At 48.0% G+C, this 20,395-nt stretch carries 16 protein-coding genes and 5 tRNA genes; 15 read left to right on the forward strand and 6 right to left on the reverse strand.

Translation table 11 applies throughout. The features are described 5' to 3' along the window. The coding region (locus AAAT87_RS06790; RefSeq protein WP_349226024.1) for a transposase at positions 1-336 on the reverse strand (336 nt) is incomplete at its 3' end. Positions 337-532: 196 nt separating this feature from the next. On the opposite strand from AAAT87_RS06790, the gene AAAT87_RS06795 reads away from it, so the two are divergent. The 3 genes from AAAT87_RS06795 (at position 533) to recD2 (ending at position 5,629) form a co-directional block, all read left to right on the forward strand. Then, complete coding sequence (locus tag AAAT87_RS06795; protein ID WP_295025109.1) at positions 533-2,500, forward strand: KUP/HAK/KT family potassium transporter; 1,968 nt, start codon at positions 533-535, stop codon at positions 2,498-2,500. A gap of 114 nt (positions 2,501-2,614) precedes the next feature. Beyond that, positions 2,615-3,379, forward strand: a complete 765-nt coding sequence (locus AAAT87_RS06800; protein WP_295025108.1) for a tRNA threonylcarbamoyladenosine dehydratase — start codon at positions 2,615-2,617, stop codon at positions 3,377-3,379. 15 nt (positions 3,380-3,394) lie between these two features. Beyond that, positions 3,395-5,629 (forward strand): SF1B family DNA helicase RecD2, encoded by a 2,235-nt coding sequence (recD2, locus tag AAAT87_RS06805; protein ID WP_349226025.1) that lies wholly within the window; start codon positions 3,395-3,397, stop codon positions 5,627-5,629. On the opposite strand, the gene AAAT87_RS06810 is transcribed toward recD2, so the two are convergent. Then, positions 5,613-5,831, reverse strand: a complete 219-nt coding sequence (locus AAAT87_RS06810; RefSeq protein ID WP_296973876.1) for a heavy-metal-associated domain-containing protein — start codon at positions 5,829-5,831, stop codon at positions 5,613-5,615. The two genes, recD2 and AAAT87_RS06810, sit on opposite strands and share 17 nt — an antisense overlap. Before the next feature lie 71 nt (positions 5,832-5,902). On the opposite strand from AAAT87_RS06810, the gene AAAT87_RS06815 reads away from it, so the two are divergent. Beyond that, entirely contained in the window at positions 5,903-7,069 is a 1,167-nt protein-coding gene (locus AAAT87_RS06815) for a Gfo/Idh/MocA family protein (protein WP_349226026.1), read from the forward strand. A gap of 47 nt (positions 7,070-7,116) precedes the next feature. After that, positions 7,117-8,751 carry an ABC-F family ATP-binding cassette domain-containing protein gene (locus AAAT87_RS06820; protein WP_349226027.1) on the forward strand — a complete coding sequence of 545 codons (1,635 nt, stop codon included), beginning with the start codon at positions 7,117-7,119 and terminating at the stop codon, positions 8,749-8,751. Between the two features lie 122 nt (positions 8,752-8,873). On the opposite strand, the gene AAAT87_RS06825 is transcribed toward AAAT87_RS06820, so the two are convergent. From AAAT87_RS06825 to ftsY, 4 genes are all read right to left on the reverse strand, one after another. Further along, the gene (locus AAAT87_RS06825; RefSeq protein WP_349226028.1) at positions 8,874-10,487 is read right to left on the reverse strand and encodes an HU family DNA-binding protein; all 1,614 of its coding nucleotides are present in this window, start codon (positions 10,485-10,487) and stop codon (positions 8,874-8,876) included. After that, a complete protein-coding gene (locus AAAT87_RS06830; protein ID WP_089542697.1) occupies positions 10,480-10,773 on the reverse strand; it encodes an HU family DNA-binding protein in 294 nt (97 codons plus the stop codon). Before AAAT87_RS06830 ends, AAAT87_RS06825 begins: the two co-directional genes overlap by 8 nt. 27 nt (positions 10,774-10,800) lie before the next feature. Then, the gene (gene rimO, locus AAAT87_RS06835) at positions 10,801-12,102 is read right to left on the reverse strand and encodes a 30S ribosomal protein S12 methylthiotransferase RimO (protein WP_349226029.1); all 1,302 of its coding nucleotides are present in this window, start codon (positions 12,100-12,102) and stop codon (positions 10,801-10,803) included. Positions 12,103-12,207: 105 nt separating this feature from the next. Further along, positions 12,208-13,161 (reverse strand): signal recognition particle-docking protein FtsY, encoded by a 954-nt coding sequence (gene ftsY, locus AAAT87_RS06840; protein ID WP_089542699.1) that lies wholly within the window; start codon positions 13,159-13,161, stop codon positions 12,208-12,210. Between the two features lie 216 nt (positions 13,162-13,377). On the opposite strand from ftsY, the gene AAAT87_RS06845 reads away from it, so the two are divergent. From AAAT87_RS06845 to AAAT87_RS06890, 10 genes are all read left to right on the forward strand, one after another. Next, a complete protein-coding gene (locus AAAT87_RS06845; protein WP_349226030.1) occupies positions 13,378-14,373 on the forward strand; it encodes a DUF4468 domain-containing protein in 996 nt (331 codons plus the stop codon). Positions 14,374-14,390: 17 nt separating this feature from the next. Further along, entirely contained in the window at positions 14,391-14,729 is a 339-nt protein-coding gene (locus AAAT87_RS06850) for a mechanosensitive ion channel protein MscS (RefSeq protein WP_295025067.1), read from the forward strand. 60 nt (positions 14,730-14,789) lie between these two features. Continuing rightward, positions 14,790-17,165 carry a putative porin gene (locus AAAT87_RS06855; RefSeq protein ID WP_349226031.1) on the forward strand — a complete coding sequence of 792 codons (2,376 nt, stop codon included), beginning with the start codon at positions 14,790-14,792 and terminating at the stop codon, positions 17,163-17,165. Positions 17,166-17,292: 127 nt separating this feature from the next. Next, positions 17,293-18,213, forward strand: a complete 921-nt coding sequence (gene menA / locus AAAT87_RS06860) for a 1,4-dihydroxy-2-naphthoate octaprenyltransferase (protein ID WP_349226045.1) — start codon at positions 17,293-17,295, stop codon at positions 18,211-18,213. 122 nt (positions 18,214-18,335) lie between these two features. After that, positions 18,336-18,977, forward strand: a complete 642-nt coding sequence (locus tag AAAT87_RS06865) for an HD domain-containing protein (RefSeq protein ID WP_298531129.1) — start codon at positions 18,336-18,338, stop codon at positions 18,975-18,977. A gap of 586 nt (positions 18,978-19,563) precedes the next feature. Next, positions 19,564-19,651, forward strand: a tRNA-Ser gene (locus AAAT87_RS06870). Between the two features lie 26 nt (positions 19,652-19,677). Further along, positions 19,678-19,749: transfer RNA gene (locus tag AAAT87_RS06875), tRNA-Glu, on the forward strand. 58 nt (positions 19,750-19,807) lie between these two features. After that, positions 19,808-19,879 (forward strand) — tRNA-Glu (locus AAAT87_RS06880). Positions 19,880-19,937: 58 nt separating this feature from the next. Beyond that, positions 19,938-20,009 (forward strand) — tRNA-Glu (locus AAAT87_RS06885). Between the two features lie 235 nt (positions 20,010-20,244). Continuing rightward, positions 20,245-20,331 (forward strand) — tRNA-Ser (locus tag AAAT87_RS06890). The last annotated feature ends 64 nt before the right edge of the window (positions 20,332-20,395 follow it).

A 20,395-nucleotide genomic window follows, 5' to 3' on the forward strand; every position in this document is an offset into this window, starting at 1 on the left:
ATCAGTCAGAAGTTCCATGCCGAGAGCCTTTCTGGTAAGAAGGTCAAACTCGCACTTCTCAAACAGATCCTCGTCGCTGCAACCGAATCCCTCCTTTAAGACAGACATAGCCACGAGTATGCGGATGGAAGCGTTTGGGCGGCCGCTCTTCTTGCCTTCAGGGAACAAAGGCTTGAATATCTCCTCATCAATCTTGGTTGTCACGAGACTATAGAATTGGTTATGCCATGCGTTGGGGTCTGAATACTTCTTTGAAGCACGACTTCCTAACTGCATTGAGGGAGCTGTGAATATATCTAACTGAGGATTCGGATCTGTCTTTTTAAACATAGTCATTCTGTTTGATTGATGGTGTAAAGATACGAAAAATACTCCAGATAATGGCATAAATCGAAGATTATTATCATGAAATATAAACATTTTAAACAGGCCTTACTTTTTAAAGTGGGCTCAATAAGGATAATACTTTAATTTAAAGGGATAATTCCTTAATTAAAAAAGGATAATATTTTAATTTAATAAGAGAAGTTATATGAGAGAAAATTCGGAAAGTTCAGTAGCCTGCCATCATCGAGTAGGCTTCCTGGGATTGCTCATCACTCTGGGCATTGTGTTTGGAGATATAGGTACATCCCCACTCTACGTGATGAAGGCCATCCTGCACACGGGTGAAGCCATCAACGAGAGCACCATCCTGGGCGCATTGTCGTGCATCATCTGGACACTCACCCTGCAGACCACCATCAAATACGTATGTGTGGCGCTGCGTGCCGATAACAATGGCGAAGGAGGCATTCTCGCCCTCTACGCCCTGTTGCGCAAGATGAAGAGAAAATGGATTTACTTACTGGCCATCATCGGTGCCAGCACCCTGCTGGCAGATGGAATCATCACCCCTGCCATCACGGTTACCACAGCCATCGAAGGACTCGAAAGCATCAGTCCCCACCTGCCAGTCATCCCCATCACACTGGGCATCATCACCATCATCTTCTTTGTGCAACGCTTTGGCACAGAGAGCATAGGCAAGTCGTTCGGAGTATTCATGCTGATATGGTTCCTGCTGCTGGGCGTAACGGGAGCTTTCAGCATCACCTCTTACCCATTGATTCTGAAGGCATTCAACCCCTACTATGCTGCCATGCTGCTGGCAAAATCTCCAGAGTGGTTCCTGATTCTGGGTGCCGTGTTCCTCTGTACCACCGGTGCTGAGGCACTTTACTCCGACCTGGGTCACTGCGGCAGAAAGAACATCACCATCAGCTGGCTTTTCGTAAAGGCCATGCTCATCCTCAACTATTTGGGTCAGGGAGCATGGGTGCTGAACCATATCCAGACTGCCTCCTCCGTGAATCCGTTCTTTTCCATCATGCCCCAGAACATGCTGATTTTTGCCATCATCATGGCCACGGGTGCGGCAATCGTTGCCAGTCAGGCACTTATCAGCGGCACCTTCTCCATATTGAGCGAAGCCATGAACCTGCACTTCTGGCCACGCATGCGAATCAAGCATCCTACCCATGTAAAGGGACAGCTCTATATCCCGGTAATCAACCTCGCCATGTACATCGGCGTGGTTCTCATCATCCTGCTCTTCCGCGACTCCTCGCACATGGAGGCAGCTTATGGTCTCGCCATCACCATCACCATGCTGATGACCACCCTGCTGCTCGGTTTCTACCTGCGCACCAAGGGTGTGGCGCGCATCTTCATCCTGCTCTTTATGGGCGCATATTGCGTTATCGAGGGCATTTTCCTTGCCGCCAACCTGTCAAAATTCCTCGCAGGAGGATGGTGTACGATGCTTATTGGCGGAATCCTGTTCCTGATGATGTATGTATGGGTCCACGCCATCAAGATCCGCCATCATTACATCAGCACCAAACCGCTGAATGAGTATTATCAGATTATCTCCGATATCAAGGCCGACGAGAGCATCCCCAAGTACGCATCCAATCTGGTTTATGTGAACCATGCCGACAAGGAAGGTGCGGTGGATGACAAGCTGCTCTATTCTATCATCAACAAGCAGCCCAAGCGTGCTGACCATTACTGGCTTATCAATCTGGAATTTGCAGATACTCCTGACACGCTGGAGTACAGTTGCGAGACCCTGGTTCCCGACACCCTCTACAGTGTAACCATGCGCATAGGTTTCCGCATTGAGCCTAGGGTGAGCCTCTATCTGCGACAAGTGGTAGAAGACCTGGTGGCAAGCAAGAAGGTAGATCTGAGAAGTACCTATCCTTCGCTCCGCAAAAACGGAATACCTGGCGACTTCCGCTTCATCATCATCCACCGCGTATATTACCCGGAGAGTTCCGACAACCGTCAACAGAACCTGCTGATGACCATCTATGCCCTTATCGGCAAGATAGGCATTGACGAGCCTAAGGCTTTGGGCCTCGACACATCCATGGTGGTGGTAGAACGTGTTCCGCTCATCATCAACCATTGCAACAGAAACATCAGGCGCATCATGCAGATTGTGGAAGAATAGGAAGATTTTTCTAAACAAAAAAACAGTCGGATGATTACTTTTCGAATTATTATTTGTATCTTTGCACCTGAATTGCGCAAAGCAAAGTTGAAAGATAATAAAAAAGATAATTGAATGGGAAATCAAATCACAACTATGGAGCGGGGAATGCAGCGACGCACAGAACTGCTCCTGGGAAAAGATAATCTTGAAAAAATTCAGCAAGCGCGAGTGCTCATCTTCGGAATCGGAGGCGTGGGTTCATGGTGCGCAGAGGGACTGGTGCGCAGCGGCGTGCGCAACATCACCATCGTGGATAGCGACCGCGTATGCGTGACCAACTGCAACCGCCAGCTGATGGCAACAAGCCGCACCATCGGACAGGTAAAGGTAGATGCGCTGCGCGACCGCCTGCTTGAAATCAACCCTGAAGCCAACATCACGGCTTATCAGAAAATCTATCAGGCAGAAACCGCAGAAGAGTTCCACATGGAGGAATACGACTACATCATCGACGCCATAGACTCGCTGAAAGACAAGGCCGACCTGATTCTGCGTGCCACTGCTCTTCCAAAGGAAATCACCTTCGTATCTTCGATGGGAGCAGCCCTCCGCCGCGACCCTTTCATGGTGAGGAAAGCTGAGTTCTGGAAGGTTGATGGCGATCCGCTGGCAAGAGCCCTGCGCAAGAAATTCAAGAAGAACAAGACCTTCCCCCGCCGCAAATTCCAGTGCGTGTTCAGCGAGGAAAAACCGATGCAGAACATGAGCGACCAGCGACTCGTAGAGGACGAATGGACATCTACGAAGCCACAGATCAACGGCTCACTCTGCCACATCACCGCTACATTCGGAATGGCAATAGCAGGAATCGTTATCAATCACATCATCGAAAGATAATATTTTGAAGAAGGTATGATCAAGATACGCTGCGTGGTAGAACGGATTACCTACCAGAATCAGGAAAACGGATATTCCGTGATGAAAGTCAAGGTGAAGGGATATTCCGACCTGGTTACCCTGGTGGGAAACCTGCTGGATGTTCCAGTGGGAGCGGTACTGCTGTGCAATGGCGACTGGAAGATGGACAAGCGATACGGACAGCAGTTTGCCTGCGAAACCTGGGAAGAGGTAATGCCTGCCACCGTATATGGAATCGAGAAATACCTGGGCAGCGGACTGGTGAAAGGCATCGGTCCGAAGTTTGCTCACCTGATAGTGGAGAGGTTCGGAACGGAAACCATCGAGGTAATAGAAGAAGACATCAAACGACTCTACGAGGTTGCCGGAATCGGCAAGAAACGCGTGGAGAAAATCCGCGACAGCTGGGAGAAGCAGAAGGACATCAAGAACGTGATGATCTTCCTGCAGCAGTATGGCGTGAGCACTGCTTACGCCGCCAAGATCTACCGACAGTATGGCAAGGAAAGCATCGACAACGTGAAGGAGAATCCCTACCGTCTTGCCGATGACATCTGGGGCATTGGATTCAAGACCGCCGACGGAATAGCCAGCAAGATGGGTTATGAGAAGAACGATCTGAGAAGATGCAAGAGCGGAATCAGCTACACCCTAAACGAACTCTCCAACGAAGGTCACGTTTATGCTGTAGAAGAACAGCTTATAGAAGCCGCCAAGAAACTGCTCGAAGCTGATGAAGAACCTATCAGACAAGCCATAGCGGAAATGATCATATCAGAAAATCTCATCCGTGAGAACGAAGCCATCTATCTGCCTCCCTTCTATCATTCTGAACGAGGAACGGCAAAGAAACTGCTGGAGTTAATGCACGGTCAGGGACCTACCCTCTTCAATATGCAGGCCGATATCCAGGCAATAGAAAAGGCTTCAGGCATCAGATACGACGAGGTGCAGATTGCCGCCATTGAGCAGGCAGTACGCTCTAAAGTGATGGTGCTGACGGGTGGCCCTGGAACAGGAAAGACCACGACGACGCAAGGTATCATTTCTGCTTACAAAACGGCAGGAATGAGAATTCTGCTGGCGGCTCCTACGGGCAGAGCTTCCAAGCGAATGAGTGAGGCTACGGCAATGGAAGCCAAAACCATCCATCGGCTGCTGGAGTTTAATCCGCAGGACGGATACAAGCGCAACGAGGAGAACCCGCTGGAGGGTGATGCGCTGATCGTGGATGAGTGTTCGATGATAGATATCATCCTGATGTATAATCTGATGAAGGCGATTCCGGAGCACATGCGCCTGGTGCTGGTGGGCGACATTGACCAGCTGCCGAGTGTGGGAGCCGGAAACGTTCTACGCGATATCATCGACTCAGAGAAAATTCCGGTCATCCGACTCACCCGCATCTTCCGACAGGCGCAGTCGAGCCGAATCATCATGAGTGCCCACGCCATCAACCAGGGATATTATCCGGACACGAGCAACGGCAAACAGACCGATTTTTTCTTTATCAAGAATGAAGATCCAGAGCAAGTGGCTACGGAAATCGTGAATCTTGTAAAATACCGTCTGACAAAAGCTTACAATCAGCCACAGAGTAACATCCAGGTGCTTACCCCGATGCAGAGAAGCGTGGTAGGTGCAGCCAATCTGAACATGATGCTGCAGCAGGCACTCAACACATCCAACATGGGAATCAGCCGTGGCGGAACCATCTACAAACTGGGCGACCGCGTAATGCAGATCAGAAATAATTACGACAAGAATGTATTCAATGGAGACATCGGAACCATAGAGAAGGTGAATATGGAAGACCGCACCATCTCCGTGAGTTTCGAGGATCATTCAGCTGAATACGAGGCAGCGGAGCTGGATGAGTTGACGTTGGCCTACGCCACCACCATACACAAGAGTCAGGGTTCGGAATATCCCATCGTGGTCATCCCTATCCTGATGACTCATTTCGTGATGCTTCAGCGCAACCTCATCTACACCGGAATCACGAGAGCCAAGAAAATCTGCGTGCTCATCGGTCAGCCCAAAGCCCTCGCCTATGCTGTAAGAAATCTGACTGTGAGCAGCAGAAACACGAAATTGAAAGAACGGTTGCGTGGCGAGATTGAGGCGGCAACAAATTCTTCTCCACTCCACTTCAGCAAGCCGTATGTTTTGCCTGAAGAGAATCAGCCAATGATGGCTGCTGAACCAGGAATCAAAAGAAAGGAATAGTGGTCTTGTCGGCATTGTACTTTACGGTAACCGTCTGGTTAGGAACTGAAGTCTCGATACTCTTGATTCCTTTCTCAAAACGGAGGTTGCTCTTGATTTTGTTCTCAGAAGCCTCACAGTGCATCTGAGGGGTAGTTGTGAAAACCACAGTCTTGATTTCTCGAAAAACAAGGCTAATTTCGCACAATTCGAGGGAAATCATTGAATTTTTTTATTATACTGGCTTATAATTCAGAAATTTAATCTAAATTTGCAGAAGCAAAGAAAAATCTGATGAAACATATAAAGACTGCATTGATAGGATTCGGATATCGGGGTAAACAATTGCTGCGGCTGTTACGCACGATTGAAAGCTATGAGATTGTCGGTATCGCCGACATCAACGGCTGCGGGGATTCGGAATCTCCGGGCGCTTCCTTCTATAAGGGCGAGGAAGCCTACAAGATGATGCTCGACGAGCAACAGCCCAATCTGGTTTTCATCACCACCCCCTGGCACCTCCACATCACTCACGCCACGGAATGCATACTGCGAAACTGCCATGTGGCTCTCGAAATCAAAGGCGGACTCTGCCAGGATGAATATGCCCCGCTACAGGAAATCGCCCAACAGAAAGGAGTAAAGGTTTTTCCGCTGGAGAACACCCTCTTCATGCGAGAAATCCTTGCTGTAAAAAGAATGGTGGATGAAGGAGCACTTGGAGAAATCATCTATATGAGAGGCGGTTACCGCCACGACCTACGCAAGCTGCTGCTCGATGACAATGGGGTGCTGGGTGGACGAAAAGGTACGGAAAGCGTGTGGAGAAGCCGTTTCTACTCGCACCACAACGCCGACATCTATCCCACCCATGGACTCGGTCCGCTCTGCATGATTCTGGGCATCGGGAAAACAGACCATCTCGCCTGGCTCACTTCCTTCGCCACCAAGGCGGTGGGACTTCGCCAGCACATGTCAGAAGATGATACTACTCCCATCACCCTGGGCGACATCATCTCTACGCAGATTGAAACCCAGGGCGGAACGCTCATCTCACTCACTCATGACACGACCCTGCCTCGCCCAAGAAGTCTCGACTTTGAGGTACAGGGTTCGCTGGGCATCTGGGACGGCGTGAACCGACGCATCTACCTGGAGGAGATGAACTCGGAAACCTGGCAAGACGACCACGCCATCCTGGCTCTATACGAAAGCCGCGAATGGCAGCTCTGGGGCGAGAAAGCCCTGAAGCACGACAGCCATCACCAGGGGATGGACTACATCATGTTGAGATGCGTTGCCGCAGAACTGACAAAAAACGCAAGTGCAGATTCGGCGGGAAGCATCCGCTATCCTGCCACGCTAAGCGATCTGGCCCTCTGGACATCGGTAACCCTCCTGTCTGAAATTTCCATCAGGGAGCATCGCCGTGTGGCATTTGGTTATTCAAGCGATTTGTAATATAAAAAGAACAAGAATTTATAAAACATATAGAATAAGAAACAGATATGATTACAGTTGATGGGTTGACCGTAGAATTCGGCGGCACCACCCTATTCAAAGACATTTCCTTCCAGATCAACGAGAAGGACCGTATAGCCCTGATGGGCAAGAATGGCGCAGGAAAAAGTACCCTGCTCAAGATCATCGCAGGCGTAAGAACAGCCACACGTGGCTCCGTTTCCGCTCCAAAAGACTGCGTCATCGCCTATCTGCCTCAACATCTGATGACCGAAGACGGAAGAACAGTATTCGAGGAAACCTGCCAGGCGTTCGCCCATCTCCACGGGATGCAGACGGAGATTGACCGCATCAACAACGAGCTCACTACCCGCACGGATTATGACAGCGACGACTATATGCAGCTCATCGAAAAGGTATCTTCATTGTCTGAGAAATTCTATGCAATCGACATGACCCACTTCGAGGAGGATGTAGAGAAGACTCTACTCGGTCTGGGCTTCGAACGCTCTGACTTCAACCGCCCTACCAGCGAGTTTTCGGGAGGTTGGCGCATGCGTATCGAGCTTGCCAAACTGCTGCTGAAATCGCCTGACGTGCTGCTCCTGGATGAGCCTACCAACCACCTCGACATAGAATCTATCGGATGGCTCGAAGACTTCATCATCAACAGTTCGAAAGCGGTGGTAGTGATCAGTCACGACCGAAAATTCGTAGACGACATTACAACAAGAACCATCGAGGTTACCATGGGCAGAATCTACGACTACAAGGCTACCTACAGCCAGTATCTGGAACTGCGCAAGGAACGCCGCGAACAGCAGATGAAGAAATATGAGGAACAGCAGAAGATGATTGCCGAGACCAAGGACTTCATCGAGCGATTCAAGGGTACGTATTCGAAGACTTTCCAGGTGCAGAGCCGCGTGAAGATGCTCGAAAAGCTGGAACTGATCGAGGTGGACGAGGAGGATACCAGCCGACTGAGACTGAAGTTTCCTCCGAGTCCAAGAAGCGGAGCCTATCCGGTTCAGATGAGTGACGTGGCGATGTCGTTTGATGACAAGCAGATATTCAGCGGCGTGAATCTTACCGTGGAGCGTGGCGACAAGATTGCCTTCGTGGGAAGAAACGGTGAGGGTAAATCTACGCTCGTAAAATGCATCATGGGGAAGCTTCAGAACGAGGGTAAGCTGGAATTAGGACACAATGTCCAGATTGGCTATTTTGCTCAGAATCAGGCTTCTCTGCTCGATGGCGAGCTTACGGTTTTCCAGACGATAGATGATGTTGCCAAGGGCGAAATCAGAAATAAGATTCGCGATTTGCTGGGTGCATTCATGTTTGGTGGCGAGGATTCTACCAAGAAGGTAAAGGTTTTGTCGGGTGGAGAAAGAACCCGTCTGGCTATCCTGAAGCTGCTGTTGGAGCCGGTGAATCTGCTGATTCTCGATGAGCCTACCAACCATCTGGATCTCAAGACGAAGGATGTACTGAAGCAGGCGCTGCTGGATTTCGACGGCACGCTGATTGTAGTGAGTCACGACCGTGACTTCCTGGATGGTCTGGTCAGCAAGGTGTACGAATTCGGGCATGGTCGCGTCCGCGAGCATCTCTGCGGAATCTACGAGTTCCTGGAAACAAAGAAAATGGAAAGCCTTCAGGAATTGGAGAAGAAATAAAATCTCAAAAGGTATTTTACGAAAGAGGATGCTTCATTATTCATCGAATGAAGAAACGAAAAAGAGGGTGTGTCAGAGACTTATGACACACCTTCTTGTATTTTCAAATAATTTCTTTAAAATTATTTCTTTTTCTTCAATTCCAACTTCGGAATCTTGACTTTCTGACCTGGTTTCAACAGGGAAGTACCATTCAGAGCTTCTACGTAACATTCCATTCCTGGACCTAAGTACTTTTGGCTGAGCGACTTGATAGTTTGTCCTTCTCTTGCCGTAACTACCGCGGAAACACCAATAATACGATAGGCTCCGGTTCGAACACGAGCATCCTGGTCGTATTTGCTGCTTGCCTGGGCAGCATGCTTTTCTGCCTGTTTTCTGGCTTCTTCTTTCTTCTTAGCTTCTGCAAGCTTTTTTGTCTCCTGCTGTTTCTTTGCATCTGCAAGTTTCTTTGCCTCAACCTGTCTTTTCGCATCAGCCAAATTCTTTGCATCAGCGAGTTTCATGGCTTCCAAATTCTTCTTTGCCTCAGCCGATTTTACATCAATTGATTGCTTATCAACCGTCGCATTCATATTCTGCTCGGCATTTTCGACTTTCTTGACAGCTTCACTTGCCTGTGCCATTCTTACACTATCCTCGATAGCCTTTTTGCGAAGAATTTCTTCCTGCGTTGAAGCAGACTTGGTTGGCGTCTTCTTCTCTGTCGCAATCTGCTGGTAATTATCCAACTGTAGAGCGAGATGATCACGCTGGGCAGCCATCTTGCCATAATTAAAAGCAAACCAACCAAAGCCTCCTATCATTGCCAGGAATACTACGCTCGCTGCAATAACCAGATAACGAGGCAAAACAACATGTCGCTTATCGGTTTCCTCATCTGAAGAAGGAGTTTCCTCATCTGAAGAAGCTTCCTCTACAATAGGAATTTCAGTAATAGAATTTTCTCCATCTGAAGGAACTTTCTCTGCAATAGGAGTTTTCTCTGTTAATGTTGATTCATTTTCTTCATCAGAAACAACAGACTCAACTTCATTCTGAGCTGGAACTTCAGATTCCTTTGTTTCCAATTCAGAAGTTGCAGATTCAGATTCTTCCGGTTCAGATACTGCAGGTTTAAATACAGCAGGTTCTGTCGCTGCATGTTCTGATCCTTCCGGTTTCTTTTCTTCCGGTTCAGCAACATTTTCCTGAGACAATCTCTTCTCTCCTATCACAATCATTTCATCGCTAACAGGAGCATCGTTTTCTTCATCCAAAAAATCTATCACACCACTTGTTACAGGAGAATCCTGTTCAACGAAAGATTCTAAGGAAGAATTATCTGAATTAGGAACACACTCTAACGTAGAATCGAATACAGAACCGTCCTCTTCAGCATTTTCAAATTTTCTGTCGATTTCATCGAAATCAACACCATCATTCACCACAACGGTCTCAAACTGGGCGAAAGGCTTGTTCACAATCTCCTTCAGAATATTATCGGGCGTGAAGGAAATCTTGTCACGGCCCTCGATGATGATACGCTCGCCCGTGTTCACATCCACGCTTTCACGATCCTTCACCGCCATTACCTTAAAAGTACCAAGCCACTTCATCTTCACGAGCTTATCAGACTGAAGCCCCTCGTTGGCAACATCAAACATCTTTCTGATAAACAGTTCGGCATCCTGCAGACTGATTCCCGACTTCTCTGCCAGGCGCTGCGCCAAGTCGCTTAAACTAATCTTACTCATAGTCTTCACCTCCATTCTTCAGTTTTTCCTTGACACTGGCCACAGGGCGGAAGCCGAGTACGAGCTTAGGCGGAACAAGCTGGCGCTTCTTGGTAGTAGGATTAACAACCACACGCTCCAAGCGCTTCTTTACCTCAAACGTACCAAAGTTGGGGATAGAGACAGCCTCACCATCCTCAAATTCAGCAATCATGGCATCTATCACCTTGCGCACCATCTTCTGGGTGTCGTCCTGTGAATAGCCAGTCTGCTGAGCAAGTTCTGCAATATACTCCTTGTTATTCATTCTGATGTCAAAATATTACCTCCCATATTACTTTACCACTTCTCCGTAGAGATCAAACTCCTCGCTCTGGGTAATCTTCACATTGTAGAAGCAACCCATGCGCAGACGCTTCTCTCCTGCCTTGATCAGCACCTCAGGATCCACCTCTGGCGAGCAGAATTCGGTTCTTCCGATATAGTAATCGCCCTCCTTGCGGTCGATAATCACCTTCAGTATCTTGCCCACTTTCTCAGCCTCTACCTCTGCGCTGATTTCCTGCTGCAGAATCATCAGTTCGTCAAGACGGCGCTGCTTCACCTCGGCAGGAACATCATCCTCGTAGTTATTGGCACTGTAGGTACCCTCCTCCTCAGAATAAGCAAAGGCACCCATACGCTCAAAGCGCTGAGTACGAACGAATTCGAGCAATTCATGGAAGTCTTCCTGAGTCTCACCAGGGAAACCAACCATCAAAGTGGTGCGGATATGAATGCCCGGCACACGCTCACGGATGGTCTTGAGCAGATCAATGGTTTCCTGCTTGCTCACGTGGCGATGCATTCTGTTGAGCATATTGTCGCTGATATGCTGCAGGGCGATGTCAAGATACTTACATACGTTTGGCTTCTCGCGCATCACATCGAGCAAATCGAGCGGGAACTGGTTAGGATAAGCATAGTGCAGACGGATCCACTTCACACCCGGAATATCCGCCATGCGGCTGATGAGTTCGGTGATGTGATGCTTGCCGTCCAGGTCCACGCCGTAGTAGGTGAGCTCTTGGGCGATAATCTGGAATTCCTTCACACCATCGGCTACCAGTTGGCGCACCTCATCGAGTATTTCATCTATCGGACGGGAAACGTGCTTGCCAGTGATGATAGGTATGGCACAATACGCACAGCGGCGGTTGCAACCTTCAGAAATCTTGATATAGGCATAATGATGAGGAGTAGTGAGATGACGGGTTCCACTGCAAGCAGGCACATCAGCCTTGCCCAGTTCCTTGAGCAACTCCTTATAATTAAACTTACCATAAAACTTATCCACCTCGGGCATCTCTGCCTCCAGTTCCTTCTGGTAGCGCTGTGAGAGACAACCCATCACATAGAGCTTGCGGAGTCGTCCCTCTTCCTTAGCCTGGATGAACTCCAGAATGGTATCGATACTCTCCTGCTTGGCATCCTCGATAAAGCCGCATGTATTGATGACGGCTATTTCACCCTGTGGGCGTTTCGGGTCATGAACGCAGTGGTAGCCATTGTCCTCGAAAAGCTTCATCAAGGTCTCGCTGTCCACCAGATTCTTGGAGCAACCCATGGTTACTATATCTATCTGATTTTTCTTCATTCTTATCCTACTTATCCTATAATAATCTTAATCTAATTCTTTTCTCCACTATTTTACATCGAGCTTCATCTAATTCTTTTCTCAAATTCTATAAGCACCTGTATTCTAGTGTTTAAAGAGGGAGTCAACAAATTCAGATTTATTGAAGAGCTGGAGATCCTCCATGCCCTCACCCAGTCCAATATACTTCACTGGCACCTTGAGCTGGTCGGAGATACCGATTACCACGCCACCCTTAGCCGTACCATCGAGCTTTGTAATGGCGAGCGAAGAGATATTGGTAACGGCAGCAAACTGCTTAGCCTGCTCAAAAGCGTTCTGTCCGGTACTTCCATCCAGAACGAGCATCACCTCATCCGGAGCCTCAGGCATCACCTTCTTCATCACCTCCTTGATCTTCTTCAACTCATTCATCAGGTTCACCTTATTATGAAGGCGTCCGGCAGTATCAATTAGCACCACGTCGGCACCGTTCGCCTTGGCGCTCTGCAGGGTATCGAAGGCCACGCTGGCAGGGTCAGAACCCATCTGCTGCTTCACCACTGGCACCCCTACTCGCTCGCCCCAAATGCAGATCTGTTCCACAGCAGCGGCACGGAAGGTATCGGCAGCACCGAGATACACCTTCTTGCCTGCCTTCTTAAACTGATAGGCGAGTTTTCCTATGGTGGTAGTCTTGCCCACACCATTCACCCCCACTACCAGAATCACGTATGGTTTATGGTCGGAAGGCAAATCCCAGTTTTCATTGTCATCGGTATGATTTTCCTCTAGGAGGCTTGCAATCTCTTCTCTCAGGATTCTGTTGAGTTCTGAGGTAGAAACATACTTATCTCTTGCCACGCGCTCTTCGATACGACGGATGATCTTCACGGTAGTCTCCACACCTACATCGGATGTGATGAGCACCTCCTCCAAATCATCGAGCACGTCATCATCTACGGTTGACTTACCAGCCACCGCACGCGCCAATTTTCCAAACACGCTCTCCTTGGTCTTTTCGAGGCCTTTATCGAGAGTTTCCTTTTTTTTGTTGCTAAATAATCCGAATAATCCCATATTTATAGCTATATTTTTTTGCAAAGATACGAAAATATTTGAAACTAGGAGCGTTTTTCTTAAAAAATATTGTTAACTTAGCAAAAGAATGTATAAATAATCGCTTCCTTATGGAAATATATCAAGTTATTTTTATACCTTTGTATGTTAGAAACACCTCCGAGCTCCTATACTCGGACGAGGAGGACAAGACATTAAACATTTAAACAACAGATCATGAAAAAGATATTTATCTCAATACTCGTGCTGATTTCTGCTCTCACCATGCAGGCACAGAATGTGCTTACCCCTGAGCAGCAGTTAGAAAAGGCGCAAAAAGAGTTAGAAGAAGCCCAAAAGGCACTGGAAGCAGCCAAGGCTCAGGCAGAAGCAGCTAAGGTGAAGGCGGAAGCTGAAAAAATAAAGGCGGAAGCTGAGAAAACGAAAGCGGAAGCTGCGAGATTAAAGGCGGAAGCTGAAAGAATGAAGCAGGAGACAGAAAAGCTGAAGAAGAATGCAGAGAATTCGGTGCCTGCTACCAAGACTTCTGTACCAGCTACAGAAATGGTGCCTTCGATGAAGATCCAGGATAATGCCACCAAGAAGCAGAATACTACCGGAACTTCTGAAGGTGCGGGTTGGATCGTACCAACCGTGACAGAGGAGATAGAAGAGAAAAAGGTGGAAAAGACTGCCGAGGGCGTGGTGCTCAAGGAAGATCCGAAATACCTGGCGGGAGCCATCCAGCTTAATGCCGAGGGAAAAGTGGAATTTGTTCTCGACACCCAGGCAAACGGAAAGAGCGCAGACGAAATCTACAACATCGTTTTCCAGTATATGAGCAAGCTCATCAAGAATGAGCAGAACATCAACAGCCGCATCCCCCTGGTGAACAGAAACAACAAGAACGAGCAGATCATCGCCTGTATCATGGACGAATGGTTTGTCTTCAATCAGTCGTTCATCTCTCTCGACCGCTCTGAGACTAAGTACCAGCTGGTAGCAACCATCAGCGACAACCATCTCCACCTCTCCATGACCCGAATCGTATTCAACTACGAGGAAGGCAGAAGCACCGGTTTCAAGGAGCCTGCAGAGAATGTGATTACCGACAAATATGCCCTGACCAAGAAGAAAAACGACTTGGCCAAGATCTACGGCAAGTTCCGCCGCGGAACCATTGACCGCAAGGACCAGATCTTCAATGATCTGACCAAACTTGTTCGAAAATAAAAATCATCTTATAAAATATGGATCAGACAAAAGATAACAACATAACAAACATCCCACAGAGCGAGGAAACCGCAAAGGCGCAGCCACAGAGCCAGAGCCATGAGGCGTCTCAGACGCAGCCACAGACCAGCTATGCCGTGCGCCCAACCCGTCGCCAACACAGAAGATTGGAGTATGCAGACAAGAGCAACATGCTCGTAGCCAGAAACTGGCTCAACATCGGATTTATGCTCTTCGCCATCGTAGGTGTCATACTCTGGACCCAAATGGATGACCGCACGATTGCCAATGTAATGCTGATCATCGGCGTAGTCTTGAAAATTGCCGAGGTTTGCATCCGACTATTCAAAAAATAAGAAAGGTTTGCATCCGACCATTCAAAATAGGCTTGCATCCGCTTATTCAATAAATAAGAAATGAAGAAAATATTATTCTCTACAATCCTAGCTTGTGCTGCAGCTCTACCAGTTGCGGCACAACGCGATTTTACGGATTTCAACAATAACGAAGACTCACAGTTCCGCCCACAGACCGGCAACCGCATCAACACCGACTCGCTGGGCACTGACAAGGAGATTCCGAAGGGCATCAGGGTATGGACTGTGGATGAGAGATTTGGAGATACCCGGGCTGCCGTGGTGGACACCATGCAGGCAATGTACCAGAACACTACCTTCACCGAAGGACTGCGCGGAGAGTACAACACCCTGGGCAATATGGGTACCGCCCGCATCAACCGCATCTTCATCGACCGACGCAACACGCAGGGCAACTTCATCTTCACCGAGCCATACGACAACATCGTTACCCCGGTGAGTGACTTTCACTTCACCAACACCTACTCGCCTATCACCAACATCACGCTGAATAGCTGCGGTGACAGAACCAACGGTGAGGATGACTTCAAGGCAATCTTTGCGGTAAATGCCAACAAGCAGCTAGGTGGCGGATTCCGATTCGACTACAAATACGGTCGCGGCTACTACGATGCACAGAGCACGGCGCACTTCAAATATACGATGTGGACTTCTTATCTGGGCGACCGCTACCAGGCGCACTTCCTCTTCAGCACCAATCACCAGAAGGTGACGGAGAACGGAGGTATCTCCAATGATGACTACATCAAGCATCCGGAGCTCTTCACCGAGAGTTTCGCCACCAACGAAATTCCTACCGTGCTGCAGCAGAACTGGAATCGCAACGACAACCAACACATCTTCTTCACCCATCGCTACAACGTGGGCTTCAGCCGCAAGGTGAAGATGACAGAGGAAGAAATCAAGGCTAAGAAATTCGCAATGGAGTCTGCTAAGGACAATGCAGCCGAGGAAGCCAAGGAGGAGGCAAGAAAGAAGGCAAAAGAACAAGGCAGGGAGTTTGACGAAAAGGCTTTCGATAAAAATCAGAAGAAGCTGTTCTCAGGTCGTCCTACAGATGCAAAGATTGCCGGCGATGAACCAGCCAAGAACAACAAGGCGATAGCTGCGAACAAGGCTGCCCAGGACTTCAAGGGCGACAGCACTCGAATTGCCGTAAACAGCAAGACAATGGCAGACAGTCTGCTCACCGTAGAGAAGAAGAAAGCGCAGGACTCACTCTTCTTCAAGACTGAATATGTTCCAGTTACAAGCTTCATCCACACCGTGCAGTTTGATAACTACAAGCGTATCTACCAGGCTTACCAGACTCCACAGGACTACTATCTCAAGGAGTACTACAATGCCGGCAAGTTTACAGGCGATTCTATCTACGATCAGACCCGTCACTGGCGCATCAAGAACACCGTGGCAATGGGAACGCTCGAGGGATTTAGCAAGTGGGCAAAGGCTGGTCTGAAAGCTTTCGCCAGCTATGACCTCCGCCACTACGAACTGCCGAATACCGAAGGCGGATTAGAGAAGTTCAACGAGCATGTTCTGAGCGTAGGCGGTCAGCTGAGTAAGACTCAGGGCAAGACCCTTCACTATAATGTCGTGGGCGAGGTAGGACTCACCGGAGTGGATGCCGGCACCTTTGCAATCGACGGAAGCGCAGACATCAACCTGCCATTCCTGGGTGACACCGTACAGGTAAGAGGCGATGCATTCATACATCACGAAACGCCATCGTTCTACTATCGCAAGTATCACGCCCGACATCTCTGGTGGGATGATGATCTGAGCAAGATTATCCATACCCGCATTATGGGAACTCTGAGATTCGGCAAGACTAACACCACGCTGCGTGTGGCTGTGGATGAAATCAAGAACTATACTTATTTCTCACAGCAATATACGATTACAGAAAATGGTCTGCGCACAGGCGTAATAGTGACACCAATGCAGAGCGGCGACGCCATCAATCTGATTACAGCGCAGCTGCAACAGGACTTCAAGTTCGGTATTTTCAACTGGCAGAATATGATCACCTACCAGCATACCAGCAGCAAGAGTACCCTGCCAGTGCCAGACCTCAACGTATATACCAACCTCTTCATCAAGTTCAAGGTGGTAAAAGTACTGAATATCGAGCTGGGTGCCGACGCCAGATACTTCACCAGCTACGAGGCTCCGGATTATTCTCCTTACATCGGTCAATATACCGTACAGGGCAACGGCGAGAAGAACGTGAAGGTGGGCAACTACCCTATCGTCAATGCCTACGCCAATGTTCACATCAAGCACACCCGCTTCTTCGTGATGATGAGCCATTTGAATGCAGGTCAGGGCGACAAGAACTACTTCTTCACCCCTCACTATCCGATGAACCAGCGAGTTTTCAGAATGGGTGTAAGCTGGAACTTCTTCAACTAGGAAGCGAATCTTTTCCACAAGAGATTCTTCTGAAACAAAATAGAAGCGAATCTTTTCTTAATGAATAACAACAAGGAGCGAGGTTCCCCAAAAACCTCGCTCCTTATAATTTAAAAGCAACAATATGATGGTAAAGACAAATTCTATCAAGGCATGGTTTCTCGCCGCCCGCCCCGTCACCCTTTCGGCAGCGGCAGTACCGGTGATGCTGGGAGTAGCCCTGGCATACAAGGATTCAAGTGCCAACTGCCAATGGGTTCCTGCCCTGCTCTGTCTGCTCTTTGCTTGGATAATGCAGATAGACTCCAACTTCGTGAACGACTTCTTCGATTTCAAGCATGGCAACGACGATGAAACCAGATTAGGTCCAAAGAGAGCCTGCGCCGAAGGCTGGATCACCATGAAAGCCATGAAATGGGGCATCATCATCACTACACTTCTGGGCTGTATCATCGGTTTGCCCCTCGCCTTTTACGGCGGAAAGGAGATGATCATCGTGGGTATCTGCTGCGTCCTCTTCTGTTTCCTCTACACCACCAAACTGAGCTATCTGGGATTGGGCGACCTGCTGGTACTTCTCTTTTTCGGCATCGTGCCGGTCTGCTGCACCTACTACCTGGTCATGCCTGAAGGAATGCAGACTGTATCAGCAGAAGCCATACTGACTTCCATCGCCTGCGGACTGGTAGTAGATACGCTGCTCATTCTGAACAACTATCGCGACTACGACAACGACATCAAGGCGGGCAAGAAGACACTGATCGTTCACATCGGCAAGAAAAACGGCGAGCGCCTCTACTGCGCAATGGGCAACATCGGTATCCTCATCATGATTGGAATCAACATCTATGGTGCACTTGCCTACGATGCAGATACTAGGTTTTTGCCTTTCGCCGCCACATATCTCGTGGTGCACAACCGAACATTCGCCAAGATGAGGAAGATAGGAGAAGGCAGAATGCTGAACAAGGTACTGGGCTACACGGCTCTCAACATCTTTACCTTTGGTATGATCTCTACCTTCATCATCCTTGGAATGATGTGGTAATCCCAAAGATACCCGCCCCCTCTGGAATGGCATGAGAAGATTCTAGAATGAGAAGATAACATTCAGAAATAATAATTATATAATGTACGCGCGTACATTATTTATATAAAAGAAGAAAAAGTATGAAGCAACAAGTAAATCTCGAAATCATGCAGTTTGTGGAAACACAGATTCTGCCCAAATATACAGAATTTGGCGAGAGCCACGGATTGCGCCACGTAACCCGTGTCATCAAAAACGCCCTGAAACTCGTACCTGTAACAGGTGCCGACATCGACATGGTTTATATCGTTGCCGCCTATCACGACCTGGGAATGAGCGGTCCGCGCGCCATCCACCACCTCACCAGTGGCAAAATCCTCCAGGCTGATGCCAGACTGAAGCGCTGGTTCACTCCCGAGCAGATTAAAATCATGAAAGAAGCCGTGGAGGATCACCGCGCCTCCTCCAGTCGCCAGCCACGAAGCATCTATGGCAAGATTGTAGCCGAAGCCGACCGCGACATCGATATTCACGAAATTTTTCTTCGTGCCATCGAATATGGAAAGGAGAACTATCCCGGAAAAGGAAAGGAAGAGCAATGGCAGCGGTTCGCCGACCACATGGACGAGAAATATTCCCGCAACGGCTACATCAAGCTCTGGATTCCCAACTCACCCAATGAGAAGGCTCTGAAAGAGCTGCGGAATATCATTGAGGACAAGACAGAACTCAGGAAATATTTCGAAGAAATATACGAAGAGCTCAGGAAAAAGAAGTCTTGACCCTTGAGAGAAACAAGGAAAAGGGAGTTCTGGCTTTTGATAAAGAAGATTTTTCGAAAAAATCAGCAGAAAGATTTGGTAGTTTCAAAAGATTGCATTATCTTTGCAGTATAGAAAACCCAAAGACTTCTATCAATGGATGATAGCCTATGCTATGTCTATTCGACAAAGATATAAGGGTCGTGTCGGTTCGATCGGGATACTCATCAAATTACACTTATGAAACCGAGAAGACTTCTCTTGCCTATGGCGGGCCACATAAACTGACATGTCAACTAAGCTGCAAAGCCGGTGGATTACAAAAGCGGAGAGCTCTCAAATGTTTATGACATTCGGAGTTTCATCACATCATCGAGCGACCCTTTCCTACAGGAGGCAGATTTCCAATAATTGGTAAATCTGCCTCCTTTTTTGTTGACAAAGTCAGCTTATCCCCTATAATTCCTCCCAAAAACAAGAAAAATCAAGAAAATATGCATATTTCTTGAAAAAAGTTGCAGAAAAATTTGGTGGAACAAAAAAAATGTAGTATCTTTGCACCCGCATTTGAGAACGATGCTTGTTGATTTGGCAACAATATCCAATTGGAAGGTTGGGTGAGTGGCTGAAACCACCAGTTTGCTAAACTGACGTGCGGGATTACCGTACCGGGGGTTCGAATCCCCCACCTTCCGCAAGCGGAGTTCAAGATTGCATTGTTGGTCGATTCATCTAATGGTTAGGATACAAGATTCTCAATCTTGGCATAGGGGTTCGATTCCCCTATCGACTACTTAAATTTGTTGTTCAAGTCTGCACAAGTTGTGAAACCAATGCAGGCTAATTAAAATGGTCGATTCATCTAATGGTTAGGATACAAGATTCTCAATCTTGGCATAGGGGTTCGATTCCCCTATCGACTACTTAAATTTGTTGTTCAAGTCTGCACAAGTTGTGAAACCAATGCAGGCTAATTAAAATGGTCGATTCATCTAATGGTTAGGATACAAGATTCTCAATCTTGGCATAGGGGTTCGATTCCCCTATCGACTACTAAGTGTTTTTCATGTATTGGTTATTGTTAGTAAGCTTGCAATTAGTCGAAGAGACTACTGCAAGTTATTTTTTTATCCCTACGCAGGTAACGCTATCGCCGTTGTGGATAAATGACAATTACCCATCATAAAAGCAAAAAAGTAAAGGAAAAATTTGGTGGAACCAAAAAAAAGTTGTACCTTTGCAATCGCATTTGAGAACGATGCTTGATGATTCAGTAATGAATCCAACAGGAAGGTTGGGTGAGTGGCTGAAACCACCAGTTTGCTAAACTGACGTGCGGGTTACCGTACCGGGGGTTCGAATCCCCCACCTTCCGCAAGCATTATTCAAAATTGCACCGTTGGTCGATTCATCTAATGGTTAGGATACAAGATTCTCTA

The organism is Segatella sinensis (genome assembly GCF_040095255.1).
Lineage (GTDB): Bacteria > Bacteroidota > Bacteroidia > Bacteroidales > Bacteroidaceae > Prevotella > Prevotella sinensis.